General features: G+C 37.8%; 15 protein-coding genes. 10 read left to right on the forward strand and 5 right to left on the reverse strand.

Translation table 11 applies throughout. The features are described from left to right. Positions 1–26: 26 nt before the first annotated feature. Complete coding sequence (locus tag ACE38V_RS12465; RefSeq protein ID WP_375841564.1) at positions 27–830, forward strand: alpha/beta hydrolase; 804 nt, start codon at positions 27–29, stop codon at positions 828–830. A 121-nt stretch (positions 831–951) separates the two neighbouring features. Continuing rightward, positions 952–2,046 (forward strand): tetraprenyl-beta-curcumene synthase family protein, encoded by a 1,095-nt coding sequence (locus tag ACE38V_RS12470; protein WP_375841565.1) that lies wholly within the window; start codon positions 952–954, stop codon positions 2,044–2,046. A gap of 36 nt (positions 2,047–2,082) precedes the next feature. On the opposite strand, the gene mnmM is transcribed toward ACE38V_RS12470, so the two are convergent. Both mnmM and mnmL read right to left on the reverse strand, forming a co-directional pair. Further along, positions 2,083–2,655, reverse strand: coding sequence for a tRNA 5-(aminomethyl)-2-thiouridylate-methyltransferase MnmM (gene mnmM / locus ACE38V_RS12475; RefSeq protein ID WP_375841566.1), 573 nt, complete (start codon positions 2,653–2,655; stop codon positions 2,083–2,085). After that, a complete protein-coding gene (gene mnmL / locus ACE38V_RS12480; protein ID WP_375841567.1) occupies positions 2,652–3,620 on the reverse strand; it encodes a tRNA modification radical SAM protein MnmL/YtqA in 969 nt (322 codons plus the stop codon). The genes mnmM and mnmL overlap by 4 nt, the downstream gene beginning before the upstream one ends. A 433-nt stretch (positions 3,621–4,053) precedes the next feature. Between mnmL and ACE38V_RS12485 the strand changes: the two genes are divergently transcribed. The 3 genes from ACE38V_RS12485 (at position 4,054) to ACE38V_RS12495 (ending at position 5,897) form a co-directional block, all read left to right on the forward strand. Next, positions 4,054–4,317 (forward strand): YtzC family protein, encoded by a 264-nt coding sequence (locus ACE38V_RS12485; RefSeq protein ID WP_375841568.1) that lies wholly within the window; start codon positions 4,054–4,056, stop codon positions 4,315–4,317. A 14-nt stretch (positions 4,318–4,331) separates the two neighbouring features. Beyond that, the gene (locus ACE38V_RS12490; RefSeq protein WP_375841569.1) at positions 4,332–4,514 is read left to right on the forward strand and encodes a glycogen biosynthesis protein GlgD; all 183 of its coding nucleotides are present in this window, start codon (positions 4,332–4,334) and stop codon (positions 4,512–4,514) included. A 195-nt stretch (positions 4,515–4,709) separates the two neighbouring features. Further along, positions 4,710–5,897, forward strand: coding sequence for an MDR family MFS transporter (locus tag ACE38V_RS12495; RefSeq protein ID WP_375841570.1), 1,188 nt, complete (start codon positions 4,710–4,712; stop codon positions 5,895–5,897). Between the two features lie 92 nt (positions 5,898–5,989). Here ACE38V_RS12495 and ACE38V_RS12500 read toward each other — a convergent pair whose 3' ends face one another. From ACE38V_RS12500 to ACE38V_RS12510, 3 genes are all read right to left on the reverse strand, one after another. Continuing rightward, positions 5,990–6,955 carry a polysaccharide biosynthesis protein gene (locus tag ACE38V_RS12500; RefSeq protein ID WP_375841571.1) on the reverse strand — a complete coding sequence of 322 codons (966 nt, stop codon included), beginning with the start codon at positions 6,953–6,955 and terminating at the stop codon, positions 5,990–5,992. A 59-nt stretch (positions 6,956–7,014) separates the two neighbouring features. Next, positions 7,015–7,641, reverse strand: coding sequence for a DUF1796 family putative cysteine peptidase (locus ACE38V_RS12505; RefSeq protein ID WP_375841572.1), 627 nt, complete (start codon positions 7,639–7,641; stop codon positions 7,015–7,017). 232 nt (positions 7,642–7,873) lie between these two features. Continuing rightward, a complete protein-coding gene (locus ACE38V_RS12510) occupies positions 7,874–8,254 on the reverse strand; it encodes a DUF4183 domain-containing protein (protein ID WP_375841573.1) in 381 nt (126 codons plus the stop codon). 202 nt (positions 8,255–8,456) lie between these two features. On the opposite strand from ACE38V_RS12510, the gene ACE38V_RS12515 reads away from it, so the two are divergent. From ACE38V_RS12515 to ACE38V_RS12535, 5 genes are all read left to right on the forward strand, one after another. Further along, positions 8,457–8,819, forward strand: a complete 363-nt coding sequence (locus ACE38V_RS12515; RefSeq protein WP_375841574.1) for a DUF4183 domain-containing protein — start codon at positions 8,457–8,459, stop codon at positions 8,817–8,819. 126 nt (positions 8,820–8,945) lie between these two features. Beyond that, entirely contained in the window at positions 8,946–10,199 is a 1,254-nt protein-coding gene (locus ACE38V_RS12520) for a glycosyltransferase family 4 protein (protein ID WP_375841575.1), read from the forward strand. Continuing rightward, a complete protein-coding gene (locus ACE38V_RS12525; RefSeq protein ID WP_375841576.1) occupies positions 10,174–11,073 on the forward strand; it encodes a hypothetical protein in 900 nt (299 codons plus the stop codon). The genes ACE38V_RS12520 and ACE38V_RS12525 overlap by 26 nt, the downstream gene beginning before the upstream one ends. A 111-nt stretch (positions 11,074–11,184) precedes the next feature. Beyond that, complete coding sequence (locus tag ACE38V_RS12530; RefSeq protein ID WP_375841577.1) at positions 11,185–12,105, forward strand: NAD-dependent epimerase/dehydratase family protein; 921 nt, start codon at positions 11,185–11,187, stop codon at positions 12,103–12,105. A 329-nt stretch (positions 12,106–12,434) separates the two neighbouring features. Continuing rightward, on the forward strand, positions 12,435–13,352 hold the full coding sequence (locus ACE38V_RS12535; protein ID WP_375841578.1) for an NAD-dependent epimerase/dehydratase family protein: 918 nt from the start codon (positions 12,435–12,437) through the stop codon (positions 13,350–13,352). The last annotated feature ends 8 nt before the right edge of the window (positions 13,353–13,360 follow it).

The raw sequence follows: 13,360 nt of genomic DNA on the forward strand, positions 1-13,360 counted from the left end.
CTACAAAAGTCATTGGAGGGATATTGATGTGGAAATGGGAAGCAGAAGGTGATGCAAAGGGCGTTATTGTCATGATTCATGGCGCATTCGAGCATCATCGCCGCTATGGTTGGTTAATTGAGATGTGGCGATTATCTGGCTTTCATATAATCATGGGCGACCTTCCAGGACAGGGAATGACAACAAGGTCAAGGCGAGGTCATATTGATTCTTTTGAGGATTATCTAATTGAAGTGAAGGATTGGATTCAAGCAGCCTATCAGTTTGAGCTGCCGGTGTTTTTGCTGGGGCATAGTATGGGTGGGTTAATTGCGATTCGATTATTACAGGAGGAGAAAATAAATATAGCAGGAGTCATTTTATCTTCCCCATGTTTAGGGCTTATTGCTACTCCACCAAAATGGCTTAATTTACTTTCTTATCCTCTAAATACAATTTTTCCAAGTTTGCGAATTAATCCTAGATTAACGATTGATAAAGCAACGCGAAATCTAGATGTACAAGAAGCGGATATGAACGATACCCTGTATGTGACAAAAGTCTCTGTTAGGTGGTATCGTGAACTTATGGCGTCCATTAAGCTTTCCTTTGCTAATATCAATCAAATACAAGATATTCCTATGCTTGTGATGCAAGGTGGGGATGATCGGATTGTCAATAAGCAATTCGTTAAGGAATGGTTTAATCTAGCTCCATTATCTGAGAAGCGATATAAGGAATGGGCGAAGTGTTACCATGAGATATTTAATGAACCAGAGCGAGATGAAATTTTTGTCTATGCTAAGGATTTTGTGGATAGTCAGCTAAAAGCTATAGGCTATATTGTTTGATTGAGTGAAAAACCATAATGATTTGTACTGGAAAACGATAGACAAGCTTTAAACAAAAGCTTTGAGCTGAAAATGCTTGGAGTTTTCTGTCATTTATTATGGTAAAAAGAGGTGTTAATGTATGGTTATACCAACCATGCCGATTAGTCTGATGTCTAAGGTTTATCGAAAGGTATTTCCAGTCGTTCATAAAGAATTGGCTTATTGGAAGGAAAGAGCAAATTCAATCCCGAATCAAGAGCTAAGAAAACAGGCTTTAGCAAGTATTGAAAGCAAAACTTTTCATTGCGAAGGTGGTGCGATTATCGCCCTCTTAGCAAATGAACAATATAAAGAAGCGATTAAATTTATTGTCGCCTATCAAACCATTAGCGATTATCTTGATAACCTGTGTGACCGCAGTACATCCTTGGACCCGAAGGATTTTAGAGCGCTCCATGATTCAATGGTTGTTGCTTTGACAATCAAGTCAGAGCCGAAGGAGTATTATCGCTTTCGCGAGGATCAAGATGATGGACATTACTTAAATGATCTTGCCAAAACATGCCGTGATGTTTTAACGAGGATGGATCATTACCACCTCATACAAGAACCGTTGCTTGAGCTATGCAAATATTATTGCGATCTACAAGTACATAAGCATGTCAAAGTTGATCAGCGCATTCCTCGCTTAAAAGCATGGTTTAATCATTATAAAAAGGAAATTCCAGAGATGGAGTGGTATGAATTTTCTGCTTGCTCCGGTTCTACATTGGGTATTTTTTGCTTAGTATCTTATGCGATGCGAGATGATTTTTCCCCTCAGCATGCCGATAGTATTATGAAAGGGTATTTTCCTTATATACAGGGGCTTCATATTTTGCTTGATTATTTTATCGATCAAGAGGAAGATCGAGAAGGCGGAGATTTAAATTTTTGCTTTTATTATGAAAATGAAGAAACATTATTTAATCGCCTAAAGTATTTTTTAAAGGAAGCAGATCGACATACCGAAAAGCTTCCCCATCGAAAATTTCATAAGTTGATCAATCGAGGATTAATTGGGGTATATTTGTCAGATGAGAAGGTTAGAAAACAGAAGAATGTGAAGAAACTCGCAAAGGGGATCATTAAAAAGGGAGGGCCAATTAGTTACTTTTTCTATATTAACGGATTGGCCTATCGGAAGGTGCAAAAATGGGTGCCTAACCATGTTTTGAGAACATTTAGTAAATAAAATAGATAAATAGAAAAAAAGTAGCTCAAGGTTGGGCTACTTTTTTTCTATGGCTACAATAAAAGGTGGATGATTTTTTTGATTAATAAATTGATATTGCAAAACATGAGCTGTTTTTTGGTCAATTTCTGTTAAATAGGACAGTAATTGATCGCGTTCAACCGCCCCTTCCTCATGACCATGATAAATCACGAGCACAATCACTCCCTCAGGCGCAAGGATATCGAATAAGGATTGTACAGCCTGAAGGGTTGTTTTCGGAGTGGTTACGATTGATTTATCACCACCTGGCAAATAGCCCAAGTTGAAAATGGCCCCTTTAATTTCGCCATGATGTAGCGTTGGAATTAATTCAGCTACATGCTCATGTCCTGAATGAAAAATGGTTACGCGCTCCTCTAGATTATGCTCCTTTAACCGTGCTCTTGTGTTGATGATCGCTTGTTTTTGAATATCAAACCCATATACATGACCTCTTGGGCCAACAAGGTTTGCAAGAAATACAGTATCATGTCCATTTCCTAAAGTTGCATCAACCACAATATCATTTGGACCAGCTGCTTTTTCCATAATCGTTCGTGCAAAGGGTAAAACCCGGTCGAGAATCATACTTGAACACCCACTTGGTCTTTATGAAAATATTTTCCTTGCCAACTATCGCGGCGTTTTAATTCATCGTCAATAGCATTCAATACTTCCCATTTATTGACACTCCATATTGGTCCAATCATTAAATCAATCGGACCATCCCCAGTGATACGGTGAATGATCATTTCAGGGGGTAAAATTTCTAATTGGTCACATACTAATTTTACATAATCATCAAATGTTAAGAATTTAAGCATTCCTTTTTCATATTGTTTAACCATTGGTGTGCCTTTTAGAAGATGCAATAAATGGATTTTGATTCCTTGTACATCTAGTTTAGCAACCTCTCGAGCAGTCTCCATCATCATTTTCGGAGTTTCAAGCGGCAGGCCGTTAATAATATGTGAGCAAATACGAATATTGTGTTTGCGCAGCTTTTCGACACCTTCAATATAGCATTGATAATTATGAGCGCGGTTAATTAGATTTGCCGTCTTCTCATGAACGGTTTGCAGACCTAGTTCCACCCATAAATAAGTTCTTTGATTTAGCTCAGCTAAATATTCCACGACATCATCCGGTAAACAATCGGGACGTGTGGCAATGGATAATCCAATGACTCCCTCTTGTTTTAAAACCTGCTCATATTTTTCTCTTAGAACATCCACTGGTGCATGGGTATTGGTATAGGCCTGAAAATAAGCCATATATTTTCCATTCTTCCATTTTGTGTGCATCTTTTCTTTGATGTCATTAAATTGAACTTCTAAATCGTCGAGTGCGTTTCCGGCAAAGTCCCCAGATCCAGCAGCACTACAAAATGTACATCCGCCATGAGCGACTGTGCCATCACGATTGGGACAATCAAAGCCGCCATCTAAGGCAACTTTAAAAACTTTTTCGCCAAACTGATTGCGAAGATGATAATTCCAAGTGTGGTAACGTTTATGGTCTGTGGCATATGGAAAAGGGTTTGTCTGATTCAATTCAGCAACCTCCTTTAAAAACATTGATTATACAATGTGAATATTTTTTTACATAAAATGAATTTTATCATGAAGTATCGGAGGAATCCAATTGTAATTCCTGCAAATAAAGTGAAACTTCCATCAGTGGGGGTTTTCGACGTACAGGACGTGCTAGTGCAGGCGTTGCGACAGGACGTCGCGATTTTAGTCTGCCATTCATCCCCCACTGATGGTTAGTTGAACTTATCGGACCTTTACGGACAGTTGATCTCCCACTTATCTTCTTCGTATTCTCAGAATCTTGAAGTGGGAGTCTTACTGTCCGTTAAGAGTGGGATAAAATAATTGGTAGGATTTTTGAGTTCATTTAAGGTGGTAAAAAAATCAATAATTGAACAAGATAATACAGAAGCAAGTAGCTTCTCATGTCTTTCGATTTAGGAGGGTAAATATGGCAACTCGGGAATCAATGGGGCAATTTATGGATGAGTGCTCAAATACCATTCAATTTGCGGAGAAACAGCTTGAAATAAGTAGTAAACAAGAGCATTACAACTATGATGAGTATTCCCTTGCCCTACAAAAACTTGAAAATGCCTATAATGATTTAAGTCAAATGGCACATAGCGCAAATGAGCAACAACGAGAACAATTGCATCGAATGCGCTTACAACTTCAACAGCTCCAAAATAGAATGATTTTACATGATCATTAGAGGAGAGAAATGAGATGGTACAAAAAAGATCGAAGCAAAATAATCCGGAACAAAAAACACGAAATGGTATAAATAATCAGGATATTGAATTAGGAAGAGAATATGATCAAGTGAAGTTATCGAAAAAAAAGTATGAAAATCGTGGCGGACAACCCGTGAAATCCAAAATGCATCAAGAACCGGAACAATCTTCTTAGTGACAGGCTCTCACGCTATGGTGAGGGCTTTTCATTTTGCTTTGAAAAATAAAATCAACAAATTTTTGACTAACTTGTTACATTTATGAATTTATTTCAGAAATCGAAACAATTTTATTGCGGTTTGCCTGAAAAAGCTTTAATATTTTTTGGTATGAATTCGAAATAGTATAGATGTGAAAAGGGGCGGTTATCATGCCACGAGCCGTTTGGTTATTGGTGATTGGTATGGCAGTGAATGTAACAGGCTCTTCTCTTTTATGGCCGTTAAACGCAATTTATATTCATGACCATTTAGGCAAATCCCTCTCTGTTGCAGGATTCGTTCTTATGTGCAATGCAGCGGCAAGCGTGATTGGCAATTTAGTTGGAGGGTCTCTATTTGATAAAATCGGGGGATATAAATCGATTCTCCTTGGAATTGGAATCTCCCTTGTATCGGTAATTGCGCTCATTTTCTGGAGTGGATGGCCGTATTACGTTTTATTTTTAACCGTTCTTGGATTTGGATCAGGCATTGTTTTTCCATCGATGTTTGCCATGGCTGGAACCGTCTGGAAAGAGGGAGGAAGAAGGGCATTTAATGCCATATATGTTGCTCAGAACCTAGGAGTAGCAATAGGTGCTGCTTTAGGAGGCTTTGTTGCTTCTTACTCCTTTCAATTTATCTTTATTGCTAATGCCCTTATGTATGTTATCTTTCTATTTATTGCAGGCTTCGGTTATCGAAACTTGCAGACAATGGAAGAAAGAAAGGTATCTAAGGAAAAAGAACATGAATGGCAGAAACATCGTCGTAATTTGCAGGCGTTATTTATCCTATGCCTTGGATATTTACTTTGCTGGGTTGCTTATGTTCAATGGCAATCCACTATCTCTACCTATACACAAGAAATTGGCATTAGCTTAAAGCAATATAGCTTACTTTGGACGATTAACGGTGCCATGATTGTTCTTGGTCAACCGCTTCTAAATGGTATCATTCATGCATTTAAGAAACCATTGAAACATTTAATGATTGCTGGAATGGTTATTTTTATTCTCTCCTTTGTGACAGCTTCATTTGCGAATGGATTCTTTGGGTTTTTACTTGCAATGATGATATTGACCTTGGGAGAAATGTTAGTATGGCCAGCAGTCCCAACGATTGCCAATCAATTAGCTCCAAAAGGGAAATCGGGCCTATTTCAAGGAATTGTGAATAGTACGGCGACAGGCGGAAGAATGATTGGACCTGTTTTAGGTGGTCTGCTTGTTGATTTATATGGAATGATGGTTTTGTTTATTCTTGTAACGTCGTTATTTATCTTCTCTATTCTTACAACTATTTTTTATGATCGTCGACTTAAGGATAGACATACAATGATGAAAAAGGCTTCCTAATGTTTTAGAAAATAAAAATGCCCCTCTAATACTAGATTGACATTCTAGTACTGGAGGGGTATTTTTTCTAAATAATAGTTTCGCTGGATGGATTAGTCCAGGAACCCACCTTCAGAGAGAATTTGTTTTAATGCTTCTTTTGGCATAAGATGATGAGAATCGATGATTGCTAAGGAATTTAATTCAGAGGAATCGGTTCTATTCTGCGGTGATAAGATAACAAGTAAGTCTTGATCATATACATACGTGGCAGATTTTTCGATTTCGCCAACTAGAACTTCTTCAAGCTTTTCGCCAGGTCGTGCACCGATTTCAGTAATTTTCACATCTTCTTTGTCGGAATGTTCTATTAGGATTTCGGCTAAATCGATGATCCGACAGGCATCCATTCTTAACACGAATATTTCTCCGCCGTTTCCTAACTCCGCTGCTTTAAGTAAAGATTTAATGGCTTGTTGTGGTGTGACAAAATAGCGGGTCATTCGCATATCAGTAATGTGAACTTCCGCTTTTTCCTGTATTTGTTTTTTAAATAATGGGACAACACTTCCGCTGCTTCCGAGTACATTTCCGCCACGGACACAAAAAAATTTAGTTAAAGAGTTGGTTTGATTGGCATGGATCATCAGCCTTTCACCTAATGCCTTTGTCATTCCATAGGAATTGACGGGATCAGCGGCTTTGTCGGTTGAAACATATACGACTTTCTTTATTTTATTTGAGATAGCGGCTTCAATGATATTCTGTGTTCCAATCACGTTCGTCTTTAGAGCTTCCAGGGGGTTTTCTTCACAGACGGGGACATGTTTGAGAGCGGCGAGATGAAAAACATAATCAACTCCTATGAATGCCTGATTGAGTGAGTCCTTGTCCCGAATATCTCCAATAAAAAAATGAAGTCTGGGGTCTTCTATTTTTCTTCTCATTTCAACTTGGTTATTTTCATTTCTCGAGTAAACGATGATTTTATTGGGCTCTTGAGCTAATAGTTGATGGATAAGCTCTGTTCCCCAAGAGCCTGTCCCCCCTGTAACGAGTACAGTTGTATTCTTAAACAATTTGGTTTCCTCCTGTATCTTGTTGTGTTGATTAAGAATCTTTTATGTGAAGGCAATTCTTATTTACTTAATTGGATTCCGCTTAAAACCTGCTCCCAAAGGTGATGGTTTCCTTCCCATTTGTCTTTATTCGGAAATTCTACAGCGCAGACTTTTTCAAGCGGCCAGTTTTTTTCAACAATGCCTTCAACGCTATTATGATTGATAAGTAGAACACGGAAGTCCCGCTTTACAAGTTTGGAAAGTACAGTCTGCAGTTCTAAAGCTTCCTCAAAGGAGCCCTCTGTTCTGACAAATAGAATTCTTTTAGCACTTGACATGGTTTTTAGGAATCTTTTAATTCTTCGGTCATATTTTGCACGAACCTCATGATAGGAACCTAGATATTGGAGAGAGTTTTTATCAGATCCAAAATCATGGTTAGAAACAAATTGATATCCATCATCTGAAACACATATCATTTCTGGACCTGCGTAGCCTATGATTCGAAGGTTATCGTAGTCCATAAAGCCAACGAAGCGATTGGTCAAGAGTCGATTAACATCAGATAATGACGGTGAAGCCATCCAATCAAGAACTCCTGAAAAAGGTCTAAGGTTGTGCTTTTTAAGTTGGATTGAGGCTAAGCATAGATCACCGAGGCTAAAAACGGCATCGTATTTTCCTTTCAACTCATTCAAATTCATTTTCTCAACTCCCCTTGTATAAAGTATGAGGCTATATAAAGGAGGAAAGAGTGTTTTATTCTAGAAACTTGTACTTTTTTCTATTTCCTTTATATCCTTCAGAATAGTAAATGCAATAAAGTTGAAAATGAAAGTGCGGTTTGCCATATTTAGAAAAAATGTGTGCAGGCTTAACCTAAATTAAGGAGGGTGCCATAAAGGCCCCTCATGGAAGGAAAAGTGCAGATGATTTTTAAGTAGTATAAGTGGTTTTAATAGTTGGATTAAAGTTAACAATTTCTAAAATAATAGGGGTTCCTTGTTCAATTGTTGTTTCTTCACTTACTGAGATTAACAATGAACCAATCCCCTCTCCTCCAGCAGTATAAGCAAAATGATCGTCCATTTGCAGAACCCCGTTAATGTATACATTAAAGTAGCTATTATTCATATTTAGACTTGGAAGACTGGTGACAACTTCACCCGTATCATCGAAGAATTGATTGCAAGAAATTTTATGTGTACCTTCAACTAAAATGGATTCTGGAGTGACATGAAATAAACGTGTTACCGTCGGTGAAGTCGTAATTTCGTTATTGGCTGTAACAGCAAGTTTAATAATCTTTAGTCCCATTTACTAAATCCTCCTTTTCAATTTCCATACAATATATGTAATTTGTGCCGGGGAGATTGGGAAGGACAAGTAGTCTAGTAAAAATTAAGGAATTGACCTATTTTTTCACACTTATTTAAAGGTTTACTTATATAATGCAATAAGAAAAAAACCTAAAGCTAATTATTCATAGAAAGGCGGCTTTTGGGGGGATAATGAAAAAATGAATAAACAAGGTTCTTATATCCTTAGTATCTCGACAAAGATGTCCTCTCCGTTTATCAAAATTCCAAAACTTCCTCTTGAAGAAATTCGTGTTTCTTCTCCTAAAAAAGTGATTACACATGAATTTTTTGTGGTAGCTGACGGCAAAAAAAGAATCTTTTCCGAACAAGATGCTGTCGATGGCTACGGACAACAATCGATACATGATCCTAAGGATTATTCTTATGTCAATCTTTTTATCAATGGGGTGCTGCAACCCAAAATAAATTATGAAGTCAAGAAAGGGAAACTGATTTTAAAAACGGATGATTTTCCCCTTCTGGGAACCCCAATCATTCTTCAAATGGTGCGAATTTACTAAGAAAGGTCGAAATATTAGTGAAAATGGTAGAAAAAATTCCTTTTGTCCTAAGATAGTGGTCTATACATTCTTGTACCTCATTAAATATTGTGTATGTATACGACAATCATTAGGAGAGATGCATGAATGAAAATCTTGTTAGCCACATATTGGGATGTGCCACATTTGGGTGGTGTTTGGAATTATATGGTTCAGCTCAAGAATAAATTGGAGCAGCTAGGTCATGAGGTGGATTTGCTTGGATATGGAGATGAAAATAACAGTGTCCATATTGTCAACGAGGGGAGAAAAATTTCAAAAGAAAAGATTCTCCCTTTGTTACAAGCAAAAATAAATCCCCAAAACTATCCTGCCATTTATGCTAATAAATTGGTGGAATATACTGAATTCCAACGGTATGTATTTGAACTAGGAGCAGCTTATTTAGGATTAGATAAATATGATTTGATTCATACACAGGATGTAATTTCAACAGCCTGTATTAATCGGATACGCCCTAAATCCACACCTTTAGTCTCCACTCTCCACGGTTCTGTTGCTCATGAAATTAGACATCAAATTGATTCCTACCACAAATCTAATAACTCATATATGGCGAGGGCTTATTATGATGATTTGGAGCATATAGGTGCATCGACAGCAGAAGTGACCATAGTAGCAAATAACTGGCTGAAGAATGTATTAACCAATGAGTTTCAAGTCAATCCGGAACAAATTAAAGTACTCCATTATGGCTTTGATACAGAGAATTTCATTAGGAAAGCGAAACAGAAATCCGCTATTGTCCGACCTAAGGATAAAAAGGTTATTATTTTTACAGGTAGACTTGTAGAGCTGAAAGGGGTTCAGCATTTATTAAAGGCTTTAGGAAAATTAAAAGAAAAACGTAATGATTGGGTTTGTTGGATTGTTGGGTCCGGTGAAAAACAAGCAGAATTAAAGATACAAAGTAAGGTTCTTGGAATCGAGGATGATGTCTTTTTCTTTGGAAAAAGGGATGATATTCCAAGCCTTTTAGCAAATGCAGATATTTATGTTCTTCCTAGTCTTATCGAAAATCAGCCTTTGTCTTTAATTGAAGCTCAGATTTCAGGAAAAGCTGCCATCGTGAGTGCAGTGGGTGGTCTTCCAGAAATGGTTGAGGACGGAGTGACAGGATTGCTTGCTCCCCCTGAAGATCCTGATGCATTATCTGAAAAAATAGAACGGCTCCTTCAAAATGATCGCTTAAGAAAAACATTAGGTTCAAATGCCAAGAAATGGGGAATGACCCACTGGTCTCTTGAAAAAGGGATTAGATCATTATTGGATGTGTACAATGAGGCGATTACAAAGCGGGAGAAGGTCTTAGAGAATGACGACGATATTACAATCGATTAAAGTCTGGTTAGTAAATTCTGTCTCATGGGGGAGAAATATATGGAACAGTTTATGGCGTAAGCCTGAGCCAAAGCCAGCGGTGGTGGAGCCACTAGAAGAGAGCCCTGAATTCCCATATGTCAATAGCAATCGCCTGAATCCGTATTTCTCTCAAACGATTCTGAATCCGGAGATTATTATTTCAGAAAAGCTATGGAAGAGGTTATCAGCCAATCTTCCTAAGGGATTTATTATGCCCAATCCGCAAACAATCTTAATTCTTAAACCATTTGTTGGGGATCATTACAATCTGTTATTTTCAGAGAAAACTCCGCTTACGAATTTGGTTGTTGATGCCGATATTTGGGGGAAAATTTCAAACAGTTTACCAGATAGATACTCCCTTCCAAATGAAAGCATTGGCATTGTGATGCGAAAAATGAATGCCAATCACTACAATGCCTTATTCTCAAATCCGACGAGTATTAATGGGGTGTTTGTTGATCCGGAAATTTGGGGAGTGATCGAAAAGGCTCTTCCTGATTACTATGTCATCCCCAATCCTTTTGCCTTAGAAACCTTTAAACCAATGAGCAGCATGAATTTCAGTGAGCTCTTTACAGAAGATGTTGCATCTGTTGAGGTGTTCGTGGATCCAACTACTTGGGAGCCAATCAAAGAAATCCTTCCAGAAGATTATATTCTTCCTAATCCAGATTCCATGGGAATCTTTAAACCGATGTCTGGCCATTCCTTTGATTCTTTATTTGATTATACAGCAGTTGGGGAAGAAGTATTTGTTGATGATGAAGTGTGGAATGAAATCATTCAATCCTTGCCAGAAGACTATAAATTGCCTGTTTCGTCTGTGATTCATAATGATCCTTCAAATTAAGATTCTCCCTTTGTACTTTCTTATGGCCAGTAATGGGATTTTAGTCAACTGACTTATAGCATATCTATTCCTAAGACATACACTGGTAAAAAATAAAAGGGAGACTATATGATGAAGGTTATCGTTACAGGTGGAGCAGGATTTATAGGTTCTCATCTTGTAGATGCGCTCATAGCTAGAGGGGATGAGGTTCATGTTTTGGATAATTTAAGCACTGGAAAACTCCAATTTAAGAATCCGCAAGCATCGCTACATCTTGTCAATATTTGTAGTGAAACAGCAAAGAAAATTATTATCCAGCTCAAGCCTGATGCGGTTTTCCATTTGGCCGCACAGGCAGATGTTAGTAAATCTATCCTTGATCCTAAATATGATGCAGAGGTTAATTTAATTGGCACAATCAATATTCTTGAGGCATGCAGAGATGCATCTGTAAAGAAATTCATTTTTGCCTCTACTTCTGCGGTCTATGGAAATCTGCAAAAAGAAATCATCAGAGAGGATGATCCAGTCCATCCAGCTTCCTATTATGGGTTATCTAAACTGGCGGCAGAAAACTATATTCGGATATTTTATGAGCTTTACCAGCTTCCTTTTACCATTCTCAGATATGCCAATGTTTATGGACCAAGGCAATTGCCAAAAGGAGAAGGGGGCGTTATCGCAGTATTTCTTGACCATATTCAAAACAAAAAATCATTAAGCATTCACGGGGATGGCGAGCAGTCAAGAGATTTTATCTTTGTAAAGGATATTGTTACCGCTAATTTAGCTGCATTGGATAATGAGAATCAACAAATTTTTCATGCAAGTACAGCTAAAAAGACATCAATCAATCAGGTTGTGGATATATTATCGGATCTTCATGGAGTGAAAATTGATTCCGCTCGAACAAAAGAGAGAATCGGAGATATAAAGCATAGTTGCTTAGATAATCACAAGATAGTTCAAACATTGAAATGGGTTCCTCAAATAGATATTTTAGAAGGTTTATCGAAAACGTATGCTTATCAACTCCAAAAAGTAAATTGAGTTTTTCATTCCGGTTGTGCTTCATATAAAGTGAAACTTCCATCAGTGGGGGTTTTCGACGCACAGGACGTGAAGTGTGCAGACTTATGTGTTGACGTCGCGCTTTTAGTCTGCCATTCATCCCCCACTGATGGTTAGTTACGCAGAGCCTGATTGATTTTTCTAAGGGCTGAATCCCAAAGAAAAATCTTATTTCACTTATCACGCTCAAGGGACGCCACATCCTGTGGCTTCGCCTGACTAGGACCTCCTGTCCGTTAAGAGTGGGATAAAACAGATACTAGATGATTCCATCTGTCACCATATTTCAAGAAAGGTAGAGACTTAAAATGAGTCGACAGCAAAGAATCATGATTACTGGAGCTAGTGGTTTTACTGGCATTCATGCATGTGAGCATTTTTTAAACAAAGGTTATCAAGTAATAGGGGTAGTTAGAAGGAAGACACTTTCATTTGAACATCAGGGAATGCTGATTGAGAAATGTGATTTAACCAATAAACAAGGGGTTGATGCACTTATTCACAAAACTAAGCCACATTTTCTCCTTCATCTTGCAGGTCAAAATCATGTCCCTACTTCGTGGAAGGAACCGCTTGCGACTTTTGAAAACAACGTTGTTTCGACCGCCTATCTCATTGAATCCATTCGCGTTCATTTTCCATTTTGTAAAATCATCGTCGTAGGCTCTGCTCTACAATCTGATCTTAATCAAATATCCACTCCAACTCATCCCTATAGTTTTAGTAAATCGATTCAGGTGTTAGCAGCCCAAGCTTGGCAAACCCTCTTTCATATGAATATTATGATTGCTAAACCTTCCAATTTAATCGGTCCAGGTCCATCAAAAGGAGTCTGCTCTATTCTTGCTGAAAAAATTGCAAAGATGGAGTTTTGTGACGTAAGTAAATTTTTAGAGGTTAGTAACTTATTGGCAAAGCGGGATTTCCTTGATGTGCGAGATGCAGTTTTAGCCTATGATTATATGTTTGCAAAGGGAGAAGCGGGAAAAATATATGATGTTTGTTCGGGGAACCCGAGAACCTTAAAGGAAATCATAAACGTTTTTCATTCCATGGCAACAGTCAATTTTCAGTTTAAGGGTTTACAAGATGAGAATGAAAAGCTTGAGTCCATTAAGCCTCTAGAGTTACAAAATATAGGCTGGAGTCAGAAAATACAATTAAAGCAATCTCTAAACGATATTTTAACAGAAAAGCGAAATATAGTATCATCTCTTCCATCTTAAAAGCCAAC

Source organism: Cytobacillus sp. Hz8, assembly GCF_042263505.1.
In the GTDB taxonomy this organism is placed as follows: Bacteria; Bacillota; Bacilli; order Bacillales; family Cytobacillaceae; genus Bacillus_BE.